This is a genomic window from Pseudonocardia sp. MH-G8 (assembly GCF_002262885.1).
Taxonomy (GTDB): domain Bacteria; phylum Actinomycetota; class Actinomycetes; order Mycobacteriales; family Pseudonocardiaceae; genus Pseudonocardia.
This window is the reverse complement of the sequence record NZ_NKYF01000001.1, coordinates 463,754-483,600: the sequence shown is the minus strand read 5'-3', so window position 1 is coordinate 483,600 and position 19,847 is coordinate 463,754. Positions and strand designations below refer to the sequence as shown.

General features: G+C 73.7%; 20 protein-coding genes. 7 read left to right on the top strand and 13 right to left on the bottom strand.

Going from position 1 to position 19,847, the window contains the following annotated elements; translation table 11 throughout:
- Window positions 1-9 precede the first annotated feature (9 nt).
- The 3 genes from CFP66_RS02200 to CFP66_RS02190 all read right to left on the bottom strand — a co-directional run bounded on the left by CFP66_RS02200 (window position 10) and on the right by CFP66_RS02190 (window position 3,125).
- Window positions 10-966: a carbohydrate ABC transporter permease gene (locus tag CFP66_RS02200; RefSeq protein WP_094920048.1), complete on the bottom strand. Its 957-nt coding sequence runs from the start codon at window positions 964-966 to the stop codon at window positions 10-12.
- Window positions 963-2,261, bottom strand: a complete 1,299-nt coding sequence (locus CFP66_RS02195; RefSeq protein ID WP_094921402.1) for a sugar ABC transporter substrate-binding protein — start codon at window positions 2,259-2,261, stop codon at window positions 963-965. Before CFP66_RS02195 ends, CFP66_RS02200 begins: the two co-directional genes overlap by 4 nt.
- Before the next feature lie 144 nt (window positions 2,262-2,405).
- A complete protein-coding gene (locus CFP66_RS02190; protein WP_094920047.1) occupies window positions 2,406-3,125 on the bottom strand; it encodes a GntR family transcriptional regulator in 720 nt (239 codons plus the stop codon).
- A gap of 78 nt (window positions 3,126-3,203) precedes the next feature.
- On the opposite strand from CFP66_RS02190, the gene CFP66_RS02185 reads away from it, so the two are divergent.
- Both CFP66_RS02185 and CFP66_RS02180 read left to right on the top strand, forming a co-directional pair.
- Window positions 3,204-3,569, top strand: a complete 366-nt coding sequence (locus CFP66_RS02185; protein ID WP_094920046.1) for a hypothetical protein — start codon at window positions 3,204-3,206, stop codon at window positions 3,567-3,569.
- A gap of 138 nt (window positions 3,570-3,707) precedes the next feature.
- Window positions 3,708-4,958 (top strand): TMEM165/GDT1 family protein, encoded by a 1,251-nt coding sequence (locus CFP66_RS02180; protein WP_094920045.1) that lies wholly within the window; start codon window positions 3,708-3,710, stop codon window positions 4,956-4,958.
- A 134-nt stretch (window positions 4,959-5,092) separates the two neighbouring features.
- On the opposite strand, the gene CFP66_RS02175 is transcribed toward CFP66_RS02180, so the two are convergent.
- From CFP66_RS02175 to CFP66_RS02150, 7 genes are all read right to left on the bottom strand, one after another.
- Complete coding sequence (locus CFP66_RS02175) at window positions 5,093-5,554, bottom strand: hypothetical protein (RefSeq protein ID WP_094920044.1); 462 nt, start codon at window positions 5,552-5,554, stop codon at window positions 5,093-5,095.
- Window positions 5,551-6,438 carry a ParA family protein gene (locus tag CFP66_RS02170; RefSeq protein ID WP_158228004.1) on the bottom strand — a complete coding sequence of 296 codons (888 nt, stop codon included), beginning with the start codon at window positions 6,436-6,438 and terminating at the stop codon, window positions 5,551-5,553. The genes CFP66_RS02175 and CFP66_RS02170 overlap by 4 nt, the downstream gene beginning before the upstream one ends.
- A gap of 287 nt (window positions 6,439-6,725) precedes the next feature.
- A complete protein-coding gene (locus CFP66_RS48405; protein WP_198961209.1) occupies window positions 6,726-6,899 on the bottom strand; it encodes a hypothetical protein in 174 nt (57 codons plus the stop codon).
- A 109-nt stretch (window positions 6,900-7,008) separates the two neighbouring features.
- Complete coding sequence (locus CFP66_RS02165) at window positions 7,009-7,887, bottom strand: alpha/beta fold hydrolase (RefSeq protein WP_094920042.1); 879 nt, start codon at window positions 7,885-7,887, stop codon at window positions 7,009-7,011.
- 122 nt (window positions 7,888-8,009) lie between these two features.
- Window positions 8,010-8,321 carry an integration host factor, actinobacterial type gene (mihF, locus tag CFP66_RS02160; RefSeq protein WP_094920041.1) on the bottom strand — a complete coding sequence of 104 codons (312 nt, stop codon included), beginning with the start codon at window positions 8,319-8,321 and terminating at the stop codon, window positions 8,010-8,012.
- Window positions 8,322-8,484: 163 nt separating this feature from the next.
- Entirely contained in the window at window positions 8,485-9,372 is an 888-nt protein-coding gene (locus CFP66_RS02155) for an SMP-30/gluconolactonase/LRE family protein (RefSeq protein ID WP_198961208.1), read from the bottom strand.
- 376 nt (window positions 9,373-9,748) lie between these two features.
- Window positions 9,749-11,101, bottom strand: a complete 1,353-nt coding sequence (locus CFP66_RS02150; RefSeq protein ID WP_094920040.1) for a cation:dicarboxylate symporter family transporter — start codon at window positions 11,099-11,101, stop codon at window positions 9,749-9,751.
- A gap of 139 nt (window positions 11,102-11,240) precedes the next feature.
- Between CFP66_RS02150 and CFP66_RS02145 the strand changes: the two genes are divergently transcribed.
- Both CFP66_RS02145 and CFP66_RS02140 read left to right on the top strand, forming a co-directional pair.
- The gene (locus CFP66_RS02145) at window positions 11,241-12,827 is read left to right on the top strand and encodes a sensor histidine kinase (protein ID WP_094920039.1); all 1,587 of its coding nucleotides are present in this window, start codon (window positions 11,241-11,243) and stop codon (window positions 12,825-12,827) included.
- Window positions 12,824-13,531 (top strand): response regulator, encoded by a 708-nt coding sequence (locus tag CFP66_RS02140; RefSeq protein ID WP_094920038.1) that lies wholly within the window; start codon window positions 12,824-12,826, stop codon window positions 13,529-13,531. Before CFP66_RS02145 ends, CFP66_RS02140 begins: the two co-directional genes overlap by 4 nt.
- A 51-nt stretch (window positions 13,532-13,582) precedes the next feature.
- On the opposite strand, the gene CFP66_RS02135 is transcribed toward CFP66_RS02140, so the two are convergent.
- Window positions 13,583-15,475, bottom strand: coding sequence for an LCP family protein (locus CFP66_RS02135; RefSeq protein WP_143517077.1), 1,893 nt, complete (start codon window positions 15,473-15,475; stop codon window positions 13,583-13,585).
- Window positions 15,476-15,878: 403 nt separating this feature from the next.
- Between CFP66_RS02135 and CFP66_RS02130 the strand changes: the two genes are divergently transcribed.
- Together CFP66_RS02130 and CFP66_RS02125 are read left to right on the top strand one after the other, a co-directional pair.
- Window positions 15,879-16,610: a 2-C-methyl-D-erythritol 4-phosphate cytidylyltransferase gene (locus tag CFP66_RS02130; RefSeq protein ID WP_094920036.1), complete on the top strand. Its 732-nt coding sequence runs from the start codon at window positions 15,879-15,881 to the stop codon at window positions 16,608-16,610.
- A 102-nt stretch (window positions 16,611-16,712) separates the two neighbouring features.
- Complete coding sequence (locus tag CFP66_RS02125; RefSeq protein ID WP_143517076.1) at window positions 16,713-17,117, top strand: STAS domain-containing protein; 405 nt, start codon at window positions 16,713-16,715, stop codon at window positions 17,115-17,117.
- A 24-nt stretch (window positions 17,118-17,141) separates the two neighbouring features.
- Here the strand turns inward: CFP66_RS02125 and CFP66_RS02120 are convergent, their stop codons facing one another.
- Window positions 17,142-17,894, bottom strand: coding sequence for an IclR family transcriptional regulator (locus CFP66_RS02120; RefSeq protein WP_094920034.1), 753 nt, complete (start codon window positions 17,892-17,894; stop codon window positions 17,142-17,144).
- 218 nt (window positions 17,895-18,112) lie between these two features.
- Here CFP66_RS02120 and CFP66_RS02115 point away from each other — a divergent pair, with 218 nt between their 5' ends.
- Window positions 18,113-18,976: an SDR family oxidoreductase gene (locus tag CFP66_RS02115; protein ID WP_094920033.1), complete on the top strand. Its 864-nt coding sequence runs from the start codon at window positions 18,113-18,115 to the stop codon at window positions 18,974-18,976.
- On the opposite strand, the gene CFP66_RS02110 is transcribed toward CFP66_RS02115, so the two are convergent.
- Window positions 18,963-19,739, bottom strand: a complete 777-nt coding sequence (locus tag CFP66_RS02110; protein ID WP_158228003.1) for a PP2C family serine/threonine-protein phosphatase — start codon at window positions 19,737-19,739, stop codon at window positions 18,963-18,965. The genes CFP66_RS02115 and CFP66_RS02110 overlap by 14 nt on opposite strands.
- Window positions 19,740-19,847: the final 108 nt, after the last annotated feature.

The following is a 19,847-nucleotide window of genomic DNA, read 5'->3' as shown; positions in this document are numbered from 1 at the left end:
GGCCGGCCCTCACAGCTCGTCCTCCCGGAACAGCAGGCGCAGGTAGGCCACGGTGACGACCAGCAGCAGCGCGGTGAGCAGCACCGCAATGGCCGCGCCGAGCCCGTAGCGGTTCTGCGCGAACGACTCCACGTACGACCAGGTGCCGAGGGTGAGCACGTTGCGGTTCACCCCGTCGCCGCCGGGCATGAGGTAGATCTGGGTGAAGACCTTGAAGTCCCAGATCGTCGACAGCACGGTGACCACCGCGAACACCGGCCGCAGCATCGGGAACGTCACCGACCAGAACCGGCGCCACGCGTTCGCGCCGTCCACGATCGCCGCCTCCGTGAGCTCCTGGGGCACCGTCATCAGCCCGGCCAGCACGGTGAGCGCCACGAACGGGAAGCCGTGGTGCACGACGTTGAGCGCGGCCACCGCGAAGAACGCGGGCCGGCCCACGAACGGGTTGGCGGTGGCCGCGTCGACGAGGCCGAGGGCGTCCAGCGCCTGGACCACGATGCCGTCACCGGGGGCGAAGGCGAAGACCCAGACGTAGGTGCCGGTGACGGCCGGCATCGCCCAGGCCACCATGATCGCCGTGGTGACGACGCCGCGGACGAGCGGGGACAGCCGGGCCAGCAGCAGCGCCACCAGCGTGCCGAACACGACCGTGAGCGCCACCGCCACCACCGCGAACCCCACGGTGTTGGGCAGGACGGTGGTCCACAGGTCCGGGTTGCCGAGGAGCTCGACGTAGTTGTCCAGGCCCACCCAGTCGGTGCGCCCGGACACGAGCTCGCGCAGGCCGAAGTCCTGCAGTGACAGCACCAGCACCCGCACCAGCGGGTAGAGCAGCAACCCGCCCATGACCAGCAGGGCGGGAGCCAGCAGCAGCCAGGGCCGGGTGGGGCGGGCGCCAGGCCGCCGCGGCGGCCGTGGCGCAACCGCGCCACGCGCCGTGCGGACGCGTTCCTGGACCGTCATGCCCCGTCGGCGAAGATCTGGTTCATCTCCGCGGCCGCGGTCGAGGTGGCCTGCTCGACGGTGGCCTCACCGGTGAGGATCGAGCGCATCATCGCCGCGATCGTCTTCTTGCCCTGGATCTGCCCGAACAGCGGCGTGACCGGCACGCTGCGCCCGGACTCGACCATCTGCCGCGCGAACGGCGCCACGAGCGGGTCCGGCGACTGCGCGGCCTCGTCCAGCAGCGCCTTCGTGCCCGGGAAGTAGCTCGACTCGTTCGCCCACTTCGACGCGAACTCGCCAGTGCCCATCATCTCCACGAGCTGCCAGGCGAGGTCCTGGTTCTCGCTGCCCTCGAACACCGACAGCAGCGACCCGCCCAGCACGGACGGGGCCAGCCCGCCGGTGGGGCCGGGGATCGGGAACGCCCCGATCTTGCCCTCCAGGTCGGGGGCGGCTTCGAGGATCGCCTTGGGCGTCCAGCTGCCGGAGAAGATCATCGCGGACTGTCCCTTGGTGAACGAGTCGCGCAGGTCGGTCTCGCGCCAGGTGGCGGCCGCGGGGGTGGAGAACCCGTGCGTGAGCGCGAGGTCCGCGTAGTACTGGATCCCCGCGCGGGATTCCGGCGAGTCGATCCCGCTGGTCCAGGTGTCGCCGTTCTGCGTGGCGATCTGGCCGCCCGCGCCCCAGAGGAACGGGTACACGATGAACTCGTTGTCGCCCGCGATCGGGAGGGGGAGCAGGTCGGGTTTGGCCTGCTTGATCTGCTGCCCCACGGCGACGAGCTCGTCCCAGGTGGTCGGCGGGGTCAGGCCGAGCTCGGCGAACACGTCGGTGCGGTAGACGATCGAGCGCACGCCGGCGTACCAGGGCATCCCGTAGAGCGCGCCGTCGAGCGTGCCGGCCTCGACCAGGCCGTCGACGAGGCCGTCGGACAGCCCGGCCTCCTGCACGCGCGGCGTGAGGTCGGCCAGGGCGCCCGCGTCGCCGAACTCGCCGACCCAGGTGGTGCCGACCTCCGCGACGTCCGGGGTGGTGCCGCCGGCGATGGCGGTGACGAACTTGTCGTGCGCCGAGGCCCACTGGACGAACTGGACGTCCAGGGTGGCGCCGGTGCGCTCCTGGAACGCGGTGGACAGCTCGGCGAAGAACGGCTCGGCGTCCGGGTTGGTGCCTTCCATGATCCAGACGGTGAGCGCCCGGTCACCGCCGGCGCCGGCGCCCTCGCCACCCCCGCCGCCGCAGCCCGCCAGGGCCAGCGCCGCTGCGGCGGTGACGGCGACGGCGGTGCGCCGCGCCGCTCGGGATCCGGGCATCGACCACATGGAGCTCCCCTTCGAGTCCTCGGGCAGAGGCAGACCACGGTGCGAGACCAGAGGTCTAGCGGCGAACTGTAGTGTGCGTCACCCGCCCGGCGTCAAGCGCCGAGAGGTCACGGTTGGATCAGCGCGCGAGCCGGCTCACGACGGGAAGATGTCCACCATGATCCGGTAGCGGTCGCCCCGGTAGATCGACCGCACGAACTCCGCCACGCGCCCGGAGTCCACCCGGCAGGTGCGCTCGAAGCAGAAGGCGGGGGTTCCCGGCTCGACGCCGAGCGCGCCGGCGTCCTCGGTGCTGGTCAGCGCGGCCTCCGCGGTCTGCGTGCCGGAGGCGATCCGGTGGCCGAAGCGCTCGGCGAGCAGCTCGTAGTACGAGCGGTCCTCCAGGTCGGCGCCGGTGAGGCCGGGCACGAGGTCGGCCGGGACGTGCAGGTCCTCCACGGCCATCGGCTCGCCGTCGGCCAGGCGCAGGCGTCGCACGTGCAGCACCGGAGTGCCGGGGGGCACCTCGAGCAGGGCGGCCAGCATGACGCCGGCGGGCGCGCGACCCGCCGTGAGCGTCCGGCTCCCGGGCCGCAGGCCGCGAGCGCGCATGTCGGCGGAGAACGAGTTGGCCGCCAGCCGGTGCGCCACCTTCGCCGGGGCGACGAACGTCCCGGCGCCCTGCCGGCGCACCAGTCGGGCCTCGGCCACCAGCGCGTCCACGGCGCGCCGCAGCGTCATCCGGGCGACGCCGAGATCGCGGGCCAGGTCGCGCTCCGCGGGGAGCGGCTCGCCGGGGGACATCGCGGCGATGAGCTCGACGAGGCGCAGGCGCAGGCGCCGCTGCTTGTCGGTCTCGGCGGGCGGCGCGGTCATAGCCCATTGGTACACCAGTGATCGAGCGCACGCGAACGACTGTTGCGTCCGCGCCGCGTCAGGCGTTTCCTGACAGACGTGGATTCCTGGATCGAGACCGCGCTCTCCGTCGATGTCACGGCCGCCGCCGGCGCCGTGCAGGTCGTGGCCGTCACCGAGGCCGGTCGTCAGGCCGACGCCCTGCTCGGCGAGCCGCCCGTGCCCGGCAGCATGGAGTGGCACGCCGAGGAGGGCACGGACGCCCCGGCGCGCCGGCAGCGCGCGTGGGAGCTGCTGCAGCTGCGCATCGGTCTCGGCGCCGGGCTCGACCCGCTTCCCGTGCTCGTCGGGCTGCGCCGTGGCGGTGCCACCTGGGAGCAGATCGGCGTCGCCGCTGGCATCACCCGGCAGTCGGCGCACGAGCGCTGGGCCGCGCCGGTCGCGGCCGTGCTCGAGCCGCGTTAGCGCGCCCGACCACCCGTCTTAGGTCCGCCTAACCGGATTTTGCAGTCCAGCCGCGCCGGTCCCGGCGCCTAGCGTCGTCGTGGCGCGGGGATCAGCCCCGTCGCCGCTCGTGGACGTCGGGAAGGTGCTGGGTCAGGCATGGACGGGTTCCTGGTCGCACTCGCGATCAGCTTCGGGGTCGTGTTCGTCGCGGAGCTGGGCGACAAGTCCCAGCTGATGGCGCTGGCATTCGCCACCCGCTACCGGGCGCTCCCCGTGCTGGTCGGCATCACCCTGGCCACGACGGCCGTGCACCTGCTCTCGGTGGCGGTCGGGTACGGGTTGGGCAGCGCACTGCCGACCGGTTGGATCGCGCTCGTCGCGGCCGTGGCCTTCCTCGGCTTCGGCGGGTGGACGCTGCGCGGCGACCGGCTCACGGCGGCCGAGCGCGCCAAGGCCGAGCGCGCCACCGGCTCCGCGGTCCTCACCGCGTCGGTGGCGTTCTTCCTCGCCGAGCTGGGCGACAAGACGATGCTCGCGACGATCACCCTCGCCACCCAGCACGGCTGGTTCGGGGTATGGGTCGGGTCGACGCTGGGCATGGTCGCGGCGGACGCGCTCGCGATCATCGTCGGCCGCAAGCTCGGCCGGCTCCTGCCCGAGCGCGCCGTCCGGATCGGCGCGGCCTGCCTCTTCTTCGTGTTCGGTGCGTGGCTGGCGCTGGACGCGGTGGCGCAGCTGACCGGGCGCAGCGCCTGGGCGGCTGCGACGGAGGCCCTGGACCACCACGCGGCCGGGTGGCTGGCCCTGCTGCTCGGCGTCGTCGTCGCCGTGCTGGGTGTGGTGGGCGGACGCAGGCTGCTGCACGCCTCGCCCGCCCGTCGCGCGATGGGACGCGCGGCGCGGGTGCCCGGTTCGCCGGCCTGGTGGGCGCGGGTGCTCTACGGGGTCGCCACCGTGCTGGGGCTCGTCGCGCCGCTGCTGGTCGCCGCCGACGTCATCGACCCGATCGCGCTGTTCGACGCTCCCGGCGTCGTCGTGATCGGGGCGGCGCTCGCGCTGCTCGGTGTGGCGCTGGTGCTCGCCGCCCAGCTCGAGCTGCGTCCGACCGGCGGCGCCGCCGACCCCGTGCTGGCCCGCCGCGGCCTGCGCTCGCGGATCCGCAACCCCGGCCTCACCGGAGCCGTGATCGCCACCGCAGGGACGCTGATCATGGTGCCGACGGTGGTGGCGGTACTCGCGGCCGTGCTGCTGGTCGTGTCGGCGCAGGTCCAGGTCCGGGCCGTGCGGGAGCCGATGCTCGTGGAGCTGCACGGCGAGCAGTACCTCGTCTACGCCGCGAGGACCGGCCGCTTCCTGCCGAGGGTCTCGGTGGACCGCTCGAGGGGCGGACAGACGCGAGTGGGCTGACGCGCTCACCCCGAAAGCACGTTCCCGAAAGCACGTTCCCGAAAAGCACGTTCCCGAAAGCACGTTGGAGCCTTACTGCTGTTCTCCGGCTCGGAAAACAGCGGTAAGGCTCCAACGTGCGCTATGGGGGGCGCTCAGGGCTTCGCCCACGCCCCGCCGGACATCGCTGCCGACCGCACGCGGAAGCCGGCCGTGCCCTCCACGATGTCGCGGCGCAGCTGGGCCTTGGTCCGGCCGGTGCTGTTGACCGTGGGGCCGAGCGCGCGGGCGATCTCCTTCAGCACCGGGACGGTGAACTCCGCACTCCGCCGCTGCAGGTAGTCGGCCACCTCGCCCGGGGTGACGAGGCGGTTGATCTCGGCGACGGCGCCCCCGATGTCCACGCTCGACGACCGGTGCACGACCTCGCGCCGGACCTGGCGCACCGGCCCCGGCCGGTAGACCAGCCCGCCGTTGCCGGACGCGATGTCCTGGAGCTGCTCCTTGCTGAGCGACTCGAGCAGCGCGACGGCCTTCTGCAGGGCGATCGCGAGCGGCGGTGACGGGAGCGGGGATGTGGGGAGCGAGTCGATGTCGATGGGCTCGAAGTGCGTCACGCTGCGATCCTCTCCAGTCGACCTGAAAGCTCGGACACCATGTCCCGCAGCTCGCGGGTCGCCGCCCGCCCCGTGCCACCCAGTATCACCGGCACCCCGTGTTCCGGTGCCGGACCGTATACGGACTTGCTGTCGCGGATCGTGGTGGCGAACGTCGGCACCTCGCGGGCCTCGATTCGGCTGATCACGCTGCGCTGCGCCTCGATGGGGCCGCCGTTCTGGTTCTGCACCATCGTGAACACGACGGCGGCGGCCGGACGCTCGACGGGCACCGAGGAGTGCTCGTTGTACTCCTCCACGAACGAACGGATCTTCAGGCCGAGCGAGTCGATGCCGTTGGTCGACAGGTAGTCCGGCTTCGTGGGGATCAACAGCAGGTCGCTGGCCGCCACGGCGTTCTTGGCGATCAGGCCGAAGTTCGGGGCGCAGTCGATGAGGACCGTGTCGTAATCGGCGAAGTCCTCGTGGGTGAGCGCTTCACGCAGCCGCCCGTGCAGGGCCGCGAAGCGGTCCGGGGCGGTGAGCAGTTCCGCCGCCAGATTCGTCTCCACGTCCGTGAGGTCGCGGTGCGCGGCCATCAGGTCGAGCCGTCCGTTGCCGCGCGCGAGCTTCTCCTGGACCCGGGGTGGTGCGGAGACCAGCTTCGCCGGACTCTCCAGGTCGTCGCTCCCGATGCGGTCGAACCAGTGCTTCACCGTCTTCTCGGGAAGCAGGTCGGCCGTCCACTCGCTCTGGGTGAAGAACGAGATCGTCAGACTGGCCTGCGCGTCAAGATCGATGAGTAGTACCTTCTGCCCCCGCGCCGCGAAACCGGCGCCGAGGTTGGCCGTGAGGGTGGTTTTGCCCACCCCTCCCTTGTGGTTGATGATCGCAACGACCTTCACCCGTTCTCCTCCCGCAGCACGCCGCGCGAACGATGCCATACGCCCGTAGGGGGGCTGCACCGAGGCCGACGGGTTGTCGCCGGTTGCTGAGGGCGATCAGATCGCGCCTCCGCGGCCCGTTCGACCGGCGGATTCAGCCCGTCGAGCCGCATTCGGACGTGCCGTAGGAGTGCCGGAATCCGGGCCGTCATGGGTCGCCGGCATCTGCCGACCTGATACAGGAGGCCGACGGGAAGCACCGATCGAGTGAAAGAGGTTGACACGACGCGGCCGCGACCGGCCGCGGGTCAGCGCTCGTAGTCGTCGTCCTCCGGTACGATGACGCGCTGCTCCGCCACGTCGGCCGGGTCGGCCTCCGGGGGCAGGCCGCCCGGATCCGTCACCGGCTCCTCGGCGTCCTCGGGGGTCACGGTCTCGCGCTGCTGCTCGGCCACGTCGGCGTCCGGATCCTCGTTGCCCATGTCGCTCACCTCTCGTCGGTGGTCGCGCGTGCGCGCTGGGGACTGCGCGCTGGGACTGCCCGCGGCCCGTGCGGATCACACCTCCCGGGCGCGATCCGGCCCGCGCCGGTCAGCAGGCCGCGGTCTCCGCGCTGGTCGTCCGGGTGAGGATCGCGGCGGCGAGCGGCGGGACCACCGTGCGGTTGATGGCGTGGCCCATGCCGGGGATGCGGACCAACCGGCCGCCCCCGAGCGTCCGCGCGAGCCCGCCGGCGTTGGGTGGCGGGAAGGCCGGGTCCTCCGGGGCCTCGATGACCAGCGTGGGGACCGTGACCGCGGCCAGCTCCGCGCCGCGCTCCAGCCCTGCCGTGTCCATGTGCGCGTGGGCGACGACCGGGTCGTGCCGGCCCGAGTGGGCGATGATCCGTTCCTCGAGGGCGCGGAACTCGGCCGCGTCGAACGGGGTGCCCGTGCCGTTGAGCAGCCGCCAGTGCTCCACGCGCCAGGCGATCTCGCCCTTCTGGTCGCGCGGGTCGTCGAGCTCGGCCCACAGGCGCAACAGCGCCGGGTCCGGACCGGGCGGCGGCGGCGCGGCCGGGTCCGGCTCGGCGAAGGGCAGCGGCCCCGTGCAGAACAGGGTGGCGGTGGCCAGGCGGTCGGGGTGGTCGAGCAGCAGCAGTTGCACCAGCAGCCCGCCCATCGACATGCCCACCACGTGAGCACGTGGCACGTCGAACGCGTCGAGGACGGCGACGGCGTCCTCTGCGAGGTCGGTGATGCCGTAGGGAGCGTCGTCGAAGGCGGCCGTGGATCGCCCGGTGTCGCGGTGGTCGTAACGGATGATGCGGTGGTGCTCGGCGAGCTGGGCGACGAGGCTGTCCGGCCAGGTGAGGCCGGAGGCATTGGCGCCCATCACGAGCAGCAGCGGCTCACCCGGGTGCGGCCCGGTGGCGGGGAAGTCTTCCGCCCACAGGCGGACACCGGGCGCGACGTCGACGAAGCGTTCCACGAGGTGCAGCCTGCCGGTCCGCAGTGCTCCGTGTCGAACCCGTGGGGCGCCCGGGTGGTGGGCGCCACCCCGCCCGGGCCCGGCTCCAGATCGTTACTGGGCCGGGCCCGGGGCGGTGGGTGTCACTTGAGGGCGTCGATCAGCGCCTGACGCTGACGGTCGCCCAGGCCCGCGGCGCGGCGCGACGCGTCGATGCCGGTCTGCTCCAGCAGCTGCGAGACCTTGGCGGGGCCGTAGCCGGGCAGGCTCTTGAGCAGGTCGGCGACCTTCGTCTTGCCGACCACCTGGTCGGACTTCGCGCGGTCGAGAACCGCGGGGATCGTCTGCTCGCCGCGAGCGATCGCGTCGCGCAGTTCCTTGCGGGCGGTGCGGGCGGCCGCGGCCTTCTTCAGGGCCTCGGCGCGCTGCTCGGGAGTGAGCGTGGGCAGTGCCATGTCGACTTCTCTCCTCTCCAGGCGTCCACCCCGGATGGGATGTGCGCAGGTCATCTTCGCTGTCAAGCCTGACAGAAACGCGCAGCGCCACGCGCGCGCCCCCCGATCCGCGCCGAACGGTCGGCCCCGGTCACAGCGGTGCGGGCCCGTTCCGGGCGCCGTCTCAGCCCCGGTAGGGCAGCGGCGCGAGCCCGCGGACGCCGGGCAGGCAGCGGTACAGCGCCCCCGCACGGCCGTCCGCGCCACCCGCCCCCCGCTCCGAGGTCGTGATCCAGAGTTCGTCCAGCTCAGGACCGGCGAGAGCGCAGGCAGTGGGGTGCGTCGTGGGTACCCGGACCACGGTGTCGAGCGCGCCGTCGGGGCTGTATCGGTGCACGGCGGACCCGCCCCACAGCGCCACCCACACCCCGCCGTCGGCGTCCACGGTGAGGCCGTCCGGGGTGCCGCCCTCGACGTCCACGAAGCGTTCCCGCGCGGTGATCGCGGGCGCGTCGAGGTCGACGGTCAGGATGTCGATCCCACCGGTCCCGGAGTCGACGTAGTAGGCGCGGGACCCGTCGGGCGACCAGCACAGGCCGTTGGAGACCGACACATCGGTGATCATCGTGGCGACGGAGCCGTCGGGCGCGAGCCGGTGCAGCGACCCGCGCCCGACGGCTCCGTCGGTGGCCATGGAGCCGCACCAGAACCCGCCCGCCGGGTCGCATCCGCCGTCGTTCATGCGGATTGTGGGATCGGACCACAGTTCGTCCAGCGGCCGCGCCTCGCCCCCGCCGTCCGAGCCGGGCTCGTCGAGCAGGCCGAACCCGCGGCTCAGCCCCACGACCCACCCGCCGCGCGCCCGCGGACGCAGCGCGGCGAGCAGGTCGCCCACGTGCCGGCGGCGGACCTGCGCCAGGTCCGCCCCGTCGCGCAGCAGGTCGACGGTCAGCAGGTCGCCGCGGTGCATGTCGACGGAGGCGAGCACGCCGCGGTCGACGTCCCAGACGGGGCCCTCGCCGTGCTCGGCGACGGCGGGCGTGGCCTGCTCGGCGACGATCTCTCGAGTCATGGCCCCAGTAGACCAACGCGGGCCGGTAGCCGCCGGGCCGACGGGGCGTGCTCGCCTGCTCTCACACACACGGCACGCAGGCCCGGCGGTGTGTGCGAGCAGTATCTCTGGTGAGGAGACCCTGGCTGAGGGCGCCTGATCGGTGCGAGTCGCACGTGGGCGTCCTCGTGGCCGCATTCCTGTACGTCTCATGGGCAGGGTGCAGTTCAGGTAGCTGGGAACGGCGCCCACGGGAGGACCGGCGCACCGAACCCCGTTCGCGGGTGAACGGAACACCAGCGCTGTCCAGGCGTGATCGAACAACCCTGGTGTTCCGTTCAGCCGCAGACGGACAGCGGCGCCCCGCTGGTGGGCGGGGCGCCGCTGTGCCGGTGGATCAGGCGCTCGTAGCGGCCTTCTCCGGCTCGGGTGCGGCCTGGGCGCCGCCGTTGTGGTGGTCGTCGTCGTCGTCGAGCATCGTGGCCTCGTCGAACGGGTCGTCGCCGCGCAGCACGCGGTCGGCCTGCTCGCGGTCGAGCTCGCCGACCCAGTGCCCGATCAGCACCGTCGCGACGGCGTTGCCCGCGAAGTTGGTGACGGCGCGGGCCTCGGACATGAACCGGTCGATCCCGACGATCATGCCGACGCCGTCGACGAGGTCGGGCCGGTGCGAGGCCAGCCCGCCGGCCAGGGTCGCGAGGCCGGCGCCCGTGACGCCTGCCGCGCCCTTCGAAGCAATGATCATGAACAGCAGCAGGGAGACCTGCTCGCCGATCGACAGCGGGCTGCCCATGGCGTCGGCGATGAACAGCGAGGCCATCGTCAGGTAGATGGCGGTGCCGTCGAGGTTGAACGAGTAGCCGGTCGGGACCGTGATGCCGACGACCGGCTTCGAGATCCCGGCGTGCTCCATCTTCGCGATCAGCCGCGGCAGCGCCGACTCCGACGACGAGGTCGAGACGATCAGCAGGAACTCGCGGCCGAGGTAGCGCAGGAGCGAGAAGATGTTCATCCGGGCCACGAGCCGCAGGAGCAGCCCGAGCACGCCGAACACGAAGAGCGCGCAGGTGATGTAGAAGCCGGCCATCACCTGGAACAGGGCGCCGATCCCGGACCAGCCCGTCTCGCCGATCACGGCCGCGATCGCGCCGAACGCGCCGATGGGGGCCACCCACATGATCATCGCCAGCACCCGGAACACCAGCCGCTGCAGGTGCTTCACCCCGCGCAGCAGCGGCTCGCCGGAGCGGCCGAGCGCCTGCACGCCGAACCCGACCAGCAGCGCCACGAACAGGGTGGACAGCACGCTGTCGCCCACCAGAGGGGAGAACAGCGTCGTCGGGATGATCCCCATCAGGAATTCCGAGCTGGACTCGCCCTCGGGGGCCTCGTAGTGCTCGAGGCCGCCGAGGTCCAGGCCGGTGCCCGGTTGCAGGATGTTGCCCACGACCAGCCCGATGACCAGCGCGATCGTGGACATCGTGAGGAAGTAGGCCAGCGCGAGGCCGCCGACCCGGCCCACCTTCGCGGCCTGGCGGATCGAGCCGATGCCGAGCACGATCGTGCAGAAGATGACCGGTGAGATCATCATCTTGATGAGGTTGACGAAGGCGGTACCCAGCGGCTTGAGCGCCTCACCCACCGTGGGGGCGACCAGGCCGACCACCACACCGGCGAGCACGGCGATGATGACGGCGATGTAGAGGTAGTGCGTGCGATCCCGACGGGGTGGCGCGCTGGTGTCTGTCACGGGGTTCCTCCGGGGCCGACGACGGTGGTGGCGTTTGCACGGGTACCGGGTGACCGGCGACCATCCCCGCGAGCATGCGGGCCGGTGGACCTACGGTTCTGCTTTCGTTCATTTCGGTAGAGGACAGGTGGATCACGGGATGGGGCGCGCACACGGGTGGAGCCTCGCCCGGCAGCTGTTCGCCCTGCAGGCCGCGATCGTGGGGATCGTGCTGACCGGGCTCGCGGTGGCCACCTGGTGGCAGCTGCAGGAGACCGAGCGGGCCGCGACCGCCGAGGAGATGCTCGCCATCGCGCACACCTTGGCCGGGTCGCCGGAGGTGCTCGCCGCCCTCGACGATCCGGAACCGGCGGTCGCGCTGCAGCCGCTCGCCGAGCGCGTGCGCCTCGACACGGGCACCGACTTCGTGGTCGTGATGACGCCCGACGGCATCCGCTACACCCATCCGACACCCGCCGAGGTCGGCCGCACCTTCGTGGGCACCATCGGCCCCGCGGCGGCGGGCGAGACCGAGTTCACCGAGACCTACACGGGCACGCTGGGCCCGTCGGTGCGCGCGGTCGTGCCGGTGCTGGACGACGGCCGAGTCGTCGCGCTGGTGTCGGTGGGCCGCTCGATCACCGCGGTGGCGCAGGACCTCCAGCGGCAGGTGCCGCTCGTGCTGGGAGCGGCGGCGGTGGCGCTGCTGCTGGCCGCCGCCGGGTCGTGGCTGGTGAGCCGGTGGCTGCGGCGCTCGACGCACGACCTGGGGCCCGCGGAGCTGTCCCGGATGTACGAGTACTACGACGCGGTGCTGCACGCCGTGCGCGAAGGGCTGCTGCTGCTGGACCGCGAGGGCCGCGTGCAGCTGGTGAACGACGAGGCCCGGCGGCTGCTCGCGCTGCCACCGGACGTGCACGGGCAGCGGGTCGGCGAGATCGGCCTGCCCGCCGTGCTGGGGAAGGCGCTGGCCGAGGGGGTCGCGCGGGACGACGAGATCCACCTGACCGCGGACCGGATCGTGGTGGTGAACCAGGGCGCCGCGCGCTGGGCGGGGAGCCATCTCGGCACCGTCGTCACCTTGCGCGACCACACCGAGCTGCGGGAGCTGGTGAGTGAGCTGCAGACCGTCCGCGGGTTCGCCGACTCGCTGCACGCCCAGGCCCACGAGGCCGCCAACCAGCTGCACACCGTGATCTCGCTGATCGAGCTCGGCCGCGCCGAGGAGGCGCTGGAGTACGCCACCACCGAGCTCACCGTCTCCCAGCACCTCACCGACGCCGTCGTCGACGGCATCGCGGTGCCGGAGCTGGCTGCGCTGGTCGTGGGCAAGGCCGCGGCGGCGGCGGAGCGCGGCGTGGAGCTCGGTGTCGACGAGGGCTCGCGCGTCCCCGCGGGCGTGGCCGATCCGCGCGACCTCGTCACGATCGTGGGCAACCTGCTCGACAACGCGGTCGACGCCGCGCAGGACGCCCCGGAGCCGCGCTGGGTGCGGTTCGGCGCGGGGGTGGTCGAGGGTGCGGTGGAGCTGCGGGTGCGCGACAGCGGGCCCGGCGTGCCCGTCGAGGACGTGGAACGGGCCTTCGAGCGGGGTTTCAGCACCAAGCCGAGCGTCGACGGCCAGGACGGCCTCGGCCGCGGGCTGGGCCTCGCGCTGGTGCGGCGGGCGGCGCAGCGCCACGGCGGCACCGTGCGCCTGGTCGGCCCGGCGGAGTTCGCGGTGCGCCTGCCGCTGGTGCGCGCGTGATCCGCACGCTCGTCGTCGAGGACGACCCGGTGGCGGCGGCGGCGCACGCCAGCTACGTGGGCCGCGTGCAGGGCTTCACCGTGGTCGCGAGCGCCGCGACCGGCGCCGACGCGCTGCGGCTGCTGGCCGCCACACCGCTGGACCTCGTGCTGCTCGACGTCCACCTGCCCGACACCAGCGGCCTCGAGGTGCTGCGCCGGATGCGTGCCACGGGGGCCACCACCGACGTGATCATGGTGACCCGGGCCCGCGACATCGCCGTCGTGCAGGCGGCGGTCGCGTTCGGGGCGACCCAGTACCTGGTCAAGCCGTTCACGTTCAGCGCGGTGCGCCGGAAGCTGGAGAGCTACCTCGAGTACCGGCAGCGGCTGGGCGCCGGCCCGGTGGTGGCACAGGACGACGTCGACGAGCTGTTCGGCACGCTGCGGGCACCGGTCGATGCCGGTGGCCTGCCCAAGGGGGTGAGCCGCGAGTCGCTCGACGCCGTCGCGGGCGTGCTCGCCCGCGCCGGGGAGGGCGGCCGGACGGCGGGCGAGGTGGGGGAGGCGGTGGGCGCCTCCAGGGTCACCGCGCGGCGCTACCTCGAGTACCTGGTGCAGACCGGGCTCGCCGAGCGCGGCGCGCGCTACGGGACGGCCGGGCGCCCGCAGACGGAGTACCACTGGCGGCCGGGCGGCACCGCGGGTACCGAGCGCGAGGGCTGACGGGAGCGCCCGCGCAGGGAGCCACGAGCAGGGCCGTCAGGAGCAGCGCCGTCAGGAGCAGGACTGGGCGAGCGAGGTGGGTGCGGCCGAGGCGGCGTCCTGCGACGACTCCTCGTCGTCCTCCTCGTCGTCGGCCGCCGAATCGTCATCCACCGCGTCGTCGGCGCCCAGGGCGGCGACGGGGGGCGCGTTGCCCGGGGGAGGGGGCGGCGGTCGGTTGATGGCGTCCTGCACGACCTCGCGCATGTACTCGAAGTCGGGGTCGCCGGTCTTGAAGAACCCGTCCTCCTCGTCGGGGTCGGGCAGGTTCGGGTCGAACGCCACGCTCTCCAACGTGATGCCGCCCTCGGCGCCCGCCAGCGCGGCGAGGGCGGGCAGCACGGCCTGGGGGATGTTGGTCGCCACGCTGTTGGTGGTGGCTGCGGCGACGCCCTGGAAGTTGGCGAGCAGGTCGGTGGGGCTCTTCTGCGTGAGGATGTTCTGCAGCAGGCAGCGCTGCCGGCCCATCCGCGCGTAGTCGGTGGAACCGGTGCGGGAGCGGGCGAACGCGAGGGACTGCTCACCGGAGAGCTGCTGCAGGCCCGGCTCGATGTAGCCGTCCGGGGCCACGTGCCGGCCGCTGGGCGTGATGCCGCCGATCGGGATGCGCTCGGGGCCGACGTCGACGGTCAGGCCGCCGAGGGCATCGATGATCGAGGCGAACCCGGCCATGTTGACCTCGACGAAGTAGTCCAGCTGCAGGCCGAGCATCTCCGACACGCTCTGGTGCAGCAGGTTGAGACCGGGATCCGGGGTGGGGCCGCTCGGCGCGAGCTGCGGGTACTGGAGCCCGTAGGCGTAGACCGCGTTGAGCAGGTAATCGCCCGACAGCGGGTCGGAGCTGTCGTGGAAGCCGCGCGGGAACTCCTCGTCCATCGGCGAGCCCGGGGGGAACTGCGCGTAGCTGATGTTGCGCGGCAGCGAGAACAGGACGGTGCGGCCCGTGCGGGTGTCGATGTTCGCGACCATCATCGTGTCGGTGCGGGCGCCCGTGCGGTCCGGTCCGGCGTCGCTGCCGACCAGCAGGATGTTCAGCCGCGGCTTGGCGATGGCCTCAGCGGCTGCCGTGCCACCGCCGCCGGCGAACAGGACGTTCAGCAGGTTGCGCTGGGAGTTGGCGAGGTTGGCGCCGAAGCCCAGCGGGGCCGCCACCACCAGGCACAGCGCGGTGACGACTCCGACGCCGATCACCTTGCGCCCGAGGTTCAGCCCGTGCGGGCGCGCGAGCAGGTAGGTGCGGACGATGACGGCCATCCACGCGAGCGCGGCCGCCACGCAGCCGATCGCGCCCATGACCAGCACGTTGGCCGACAGCGCCGTCTCGAGCAGCTGGGCGCGGTCGGAGGTGAGCACGAGGATGGCGAGCACCGCGAGCACCAGTACGAACGTCCCGAGGATCACGGCGCCGCTGCGCGTGCGGCGCAGGATCAGGTGGCCCGATCCCGGTGCGACGGTGGCTGCGGCCGTGGCGGCCAGCGCCCGCCCGAGGCTGCGCGGCGGCTCGCGGTCCGCGGCGGCGGACAGCTCCTCCGGCTTCCCGGCGGCCTTCTTCCCCGCGTCGTCCGTGCGCGGGGCCCGCGACCGGCCGCCCTTGCGCAGGACGGACGAGCGGGGTGCGGGCAGCGCCCGGTTGCGCGTCGTGGGCAGGTCTGCGTCGTCCGGTTGCCCGGGGGAGGGCGGAGGTGGCGCTGGAGCCGGTGCGGTGCCGTTCGGACGTTTCGGCGGTGGCGTGCGCGGCGGCGAGGGGCGGCGCGGTTCGGCAGGCGCGCGGCGGGCGGCCGGGGCGGACTTCGGCACCGGGCGGGTGGCCGGCTCCTCCCGGGGCCGCGGCGGGTGCCGCGGTGGGGCCTGCTGGATCGGGACCTGGCGGGTGGCGCTGTCGGGCGCCGGCGCCGGCGGTGGCACGGGACGCCGCGGCGGTTGCGGGTGCGGGTGCCGCGAGGGGGGTACCGCGCGCTGTCCGCGGTCGTTGCGCCGGGCGGCAGGCGGTGGCGGCTGCTGCGGGCGCGGCTGTTGCTGCCGCGGAGGAGGCGCCGCGCGTTCGCGACCGGGTGTGCGCCGCCTGTCATCGGTCACGGTGTTCACCCCCTCCTGGGTCGGGTACAGGCCACCGGGCTCAGGTGCGCCGGAGCCTACTGCGAGTGATCGCGGCCGCCGAGACGCACCTCTTCGGTGGGGGATTCGAGAACTTCGTTCCCCGCTCCGCGTTGCCGTCCGGCCCGCACGCCCCACCCGGGGCATGTCACGTCACCCGGCCGACGATACGGACCGCGGCGCCCGGACGTGCCCCATCCGTCAGACTGGCCACATGGAAGCAACCCCGCAGCCGCCTGCCGCGGTGACGGCGGCCGCGGTGGTGCTGGCGGGCGGCAGCGGCACGCGGGTGGGCGCGGAACGGAACAAGGTGTACCTGCCCCTGCGCGCCCGGCCCGTGCTGGCCTGGTCGCTCGCCACCTTCGCGGGGATGGCCGAGGTCGGCGTCGTCGTGCTGGTCGTGCGCGATGCGGACCGCGAGTGCGCCGAGCGGGTGCTCGCCGAGCACGCCGTCCCCGGCGTCGAGGTGGTCAGCGGTGGCGTGACGCGCCAGGAGTCCGAGCTCGCCGGCCTGCGCAGGCTGGCCGCGCGGATCGACGACGGCCGGGTCGACGTGGTCCTGTTGCACGATGCCGCACGTCCGTTCGCCGGCCGGTCGCTCGTGGCGACGGTGCTGGCGACCGCCCGGGCGAGCGGTGGCGCCGTGCCGGGTCTGTGGCGCGACGACCTCGCCACCGCCTCGCCGGACGGGGCCGGCCTCGCCGGGCCGGGGCCCGGGGCCCTCGTCGCGGTGCAGACCCCGCAGGGGTTCCGGGCCGCCCCGTTGCTCGCGGCCTACGAGGAGGCCGCGCGCTGCGGGTTCACGGGCACGGACACGGCGTCGTGCATGCAGCGCTTCGTCCCCGAGGTGCCCATTCGCTGGGTGCCGGGCGAGCAGCGGAACTTCAAGATCACATACGCGCACGACCTCGTCGTCGCGGAGCACGCGGCGGCGCCGTCCGCGTGACGTGATGCACCCGCTCGCCCGTGTGCGCGCCGGTGGTCGGGGTAACCGGTCCGCACGGGCCCGACGCCAGGTCGGCCGCGGAACGGCGGGAGGTTGCCGGTGGTGCGTTTCGACGGGGCGGAGTTGTCCGTGGAGGTGTGTTCCCCCGGGCTGCGGGTCGTGCGGATGGCGGGCGTGCTCGACCGGACCACCGTGTGTCGGCTGGCCGGCCTGCTCGCCACCCAGCTCGCGCGGCCGGGATGCGGTGGCCACCTCGTCGTGGATCTCGGTGAGGTCGGCTTCTTCGCCACCGACGACCTCGGCCCGCTGCGTCAGGCCCGGGAGGCCGCCCGCGCGTCCGGCGTCTCGCTGCACCTGGCGGGGGTGTCTGCGCGTACGTCGTTGCTGCCGGTCGGGGTCACCGGCGCGCTCGCCGAGTTCTCGCTGTTCGACACGGTGGAGCGGGCCCAGCAGGAGCTGGTGGGCGGGCACGCTGCGGTCGGGGTGGGCGGCCCGCGCGACCGGTAGCCGTTGCGCGCCTGGGGGCGAGGCTCAGCGGCGGGCGGGCTGGGCCAGCGCGCGGGAGATCGCCCGGGCGCTCGTGCGCAGCAGCGGCGCCAGGGCGTGTGCCGAGGCGCTGCCGTGCCGTACGACCAGTGACACGGCGGCGACGACGGCGCGGCCGTCGTGCACCGGTGCGGCCACCGAGAGCGCGTCCATCGTGACCTGGCGGTCGCTGACGGCGAACCCCGAGGTCCGGACGCCGGCGAGCATCCGGCGCAGCCGGGCGGGATCGACGACGGTTCGTGGGGTGAACCGCTCGATGGGCCCGCTGAGCACCTCCTCCTGGACCTCTCGGGGTGCGTGCGCGAGCAGGACGAGGCCGACGCCGGTGGCGGTCAGGGCGAAGCGGCTCCCGACCCGGGAGAGCACCGGTACCGCGCCGGTTCCCGCGATCCGCTCGACGAACACCAGCTCGGTGCCTTCCCGCACGGCGAGCTGCACGTTCTCACGGGTGATCTGGGAGAGGTCCTCCAGGAACGGCAGGGCGTGTTCCCGCAGGCCCTGCCCGCGCGGGGCCAGTGCGCCGACCTCCCACAGGCGCAGTCCGACGCGGTAGCGACCGTCGTCGCCGCGCTCGAGCGCTCCCCAGGCGACGAGCCCGGCGAGCAGCCGGTGCACGGTGGAGACCGGCATCCCGGTCTGGCGGGCGATCTCGCTGAGGGTCAGTGCGGAGCGGGCCGGGGTGAACGCGTCGAGCACCCGCAGGGCGCGGGTGAGCACGGTGTTCCCGGGCGTGGACATGGGCGGCTCCGTCGTCGCGGCGGGATCCCGGTGGCGGGTTCTCATGGTGCGCCCCCGGGCCGCCACCGGCGGACACCGGTTCCACGCTCCGGAAGGCCGGAGATGCGATCGCTGCAACACGACGAGAGCGGCGCTCTTGACGTCGACGGAGCGCGGTGGCAGTCTCTCCGAACGAGAGCAGCGCTCTCGATAAGGACTAACGATCTGGAGGAGTGGGCATGAACGAGACCGTCCTCGTCACCGGGGCCACCGGGACCACGGGCTCAGCGCTGGTGGAGCTGCTGCTGGAGCACGACGTGGCCGTGCGGGCCATGGTCCGGTCGGACGCGGCAGCGGCCCGCTTCGCCGGCACGGCCGTGACACCCGTGGTGGCCGACCTCGACGATCCCGCGGCCGTCGCTTCCGCGCTCGCGGGCGTCGACCGGGCCTACCTGGTGACACCGTCGTCGGAGCGGGCGCAGGTCCAGCAGGAGCGCTTCGCCGAGCTCGCCGCCGAAGCCGGGGTGGCGCACCTGGTGAAGCTGTCCCAGCTCGCCGCGGACGAGGGGTCGCCGGTGCGGTTCCTGCGCTACCACGCCGCCGTCGAGCGGCGGATCCGCGAGCTCGGGATCGCCGCGACATTCCTGCGGCCGAACCTGTTCCTGCAGGGCATGCTGGCGATGGCCGGGCCGATCCGCGAGGGCCGGCTGTTCGCCCCGATCGGGGACGCGCGCGTCAGCGCCGTCGACGTCCGCGACATCGCGGCGGTCGCGGCAGCGGTGCTCACCGGAACGGGGCACGAGGGCGCGACGTACACGATCACCGGGCCGGCGGCCTACACCCACGCCGAGATCGCCGCCGTCCTCGGCGAGGCGACCGGTCGGCCCGTCACGTTCGTGGACGTCCCGCCGGCCGCGTTCGCCGAGCAGTTGCGCGGCGTCCTCCCGGACTGGCAGGTCGAAGGTCTGCTGGAGGACTACGCCCACTACGCGCGCGGCGAGGCCGCCGCCGTGCTCCCCACCGTCCGGGACGTGACCGGGCGGGAACCGCGGACCGCGGCCGAATTCGCCCGCGACCACAAGGCCGCGTTCACGCCGGGATGACGACCACCGTGATGTTGTCGCGCCCACCGGCGTCGAGCGCCAGCGCGGTGAGCGTGTCCGCGGCGGCGAGCGGTCCGCCGTCGGCGATCGCCGGGAGCGCCACGTCGGCCAGGTCCGCGGGTTCGGGCAGGTAGTTCCACAGCCCGTCGGTGCAGAGCAGCAGCAGTCCCGGTCCGGCCGGGCGCAACGTCATGGCCTCCGGCTCGGTCGTCCCGGTGGCCCCGAGCCAGCGGGTGATCGCGTGCGCCCGCGGGTGGCGCATGGCCGCGCCCTCGTCCAGCACGCCCGCGGCCACCATCTGCACCGCCCAGGAGTGGTCGGTGGTCAGCAGCCGGGCCTCGCCGGAATCGGCGAGCCAGTACGCGCGGCTGTCGCCCACCCAGCCGACGGTGATCTCCTCGTCAGCGGTGACGAGCGCGCACACGAGGGTGCAGGACGGCGCGCGCCCCCCGAGGTCGTGCTCCAGCGCGGCCACCGCGGAGCCCGCTGCCGACACGGCGGCACGGACGCGGTCCGGTGCCGGCCCGGCGGTGGTCAGCAGCACGTCCAGGGCCCTGTCGGCGGCGGCACGGGACGCCCGCTCCGGCGTGTAGGAGGTGGAGACGCCGTCGCAGACGACGGCCGCGACGGTGCCGTCCGTCGTGCGGCCCAGCGCCATGGCGTCCTCGTTGCGCTCGTGCCCGAAGCCCTGGTCGCTGACCCCGGCCAGCCGCCCGAGATCGGTGTCGACGCGCCCGGCGCGCGCGCCGTCCGGTTCCGCCATCGCGTCCCCCGCATCCCCGGCTCCCGACCGGCCCGCAGGGTAGCGCGGGCGGGCCGTCCCGTCGGCGTGTCGCGGCCGTCGCGTCCACCAGGGGGGTGAGGCGGTGAC

Excerpts from the sequence above, each read along its gene's own strand:
- CFP66_RS02130 (WP_094920036.1), top strand. The coding sequence starts at position 15,879 with ATGGAAGCAACCCCGCAGCCGCCTGCCGCGGTGACGGCGGCCGCGGTG.
- CFP66_RS02195 (WP_094921402.1), bottom strand. The coding sequence starts at position 2,261 with ATGCCCGGATCCCGAGCGGCGCGGCGCACCGCCGTCGCCGTCACCGCC.
- CFP66_RS48405 (WP_198961209.1), bottom strand. The coding sequence starts at position 6,899 with ATGGGCAACGAGGATCCGGACGCCGACGTGGCCGAGCAGCAGCGCGAG.
- CFP66_RS02200 (WP_094920048.1), bottom strand. The coding sequence starts at position 966 with ATGACGGTCCAGGAACGCGTCCGCACGGCGCGTGGCGCGGTTGCGCCA.
- CFP66_RS02190 (WP_094920047.1), bottom strand. The coding sequence starts at position 3,125 with ATGACCGCGCCGCCCGCCGAGACCGACAAGCAGCGGCGCCTGCGCCTG.
- CFP66_RS02145 (WP_094920039.1), top strand. The coding sequence starts at position 11,241 with ATGGGGCGCGCACACGGGTGGAGCCTCGCCCGGCAGCTGTTCGCCCTG.
- CFP66_RS02120 (WP_094920034.1), bottom strand. The coding sequence starts at position 17,894 with ATGTCCACGCCCGGGAACACCGTGCTCACCCGCGCCCTGCGGGTGCTC.
- CFP66_RS02180 (WP_094920045.1), top strand. The coding sequence starts at position 3,708 with ATGGACGGGTTCCTGGTCGCACTCGCGATCAGCTTCGGGGTCGTGTTC.
- CFP66_RS02115 (WP_094920033.1), top strand. The coding sequence starts at position 18,113 with ATGAACGAGACCGTCCTCGTCACCGGGGCCACCGGGACCACGGGCTCA.
- CFP66_RS02110 (WP_158228003.1), bottom strand. The coding sequence starts at position 19,739 with ATGGCGGAACCGGACGGCGCGCGCGCCGGGCGCGTCGACACCGATCTC.
- CFP66_RS02155 (WP_198961208.1), bottom strand. The coding sequence starts at position 9,372 with ATGACTCGAGAGATCGTCGCCGAGCAGGCCACGCCCGCCGTCGCCGAG.
- mihF (WP_094920041.1), bottom strand. The coding sequence starts at position 8,321 with ATGGCACTGCCCACGCTCACTCCCGAGCAGCGCGCCGAGGCCCTGAAG.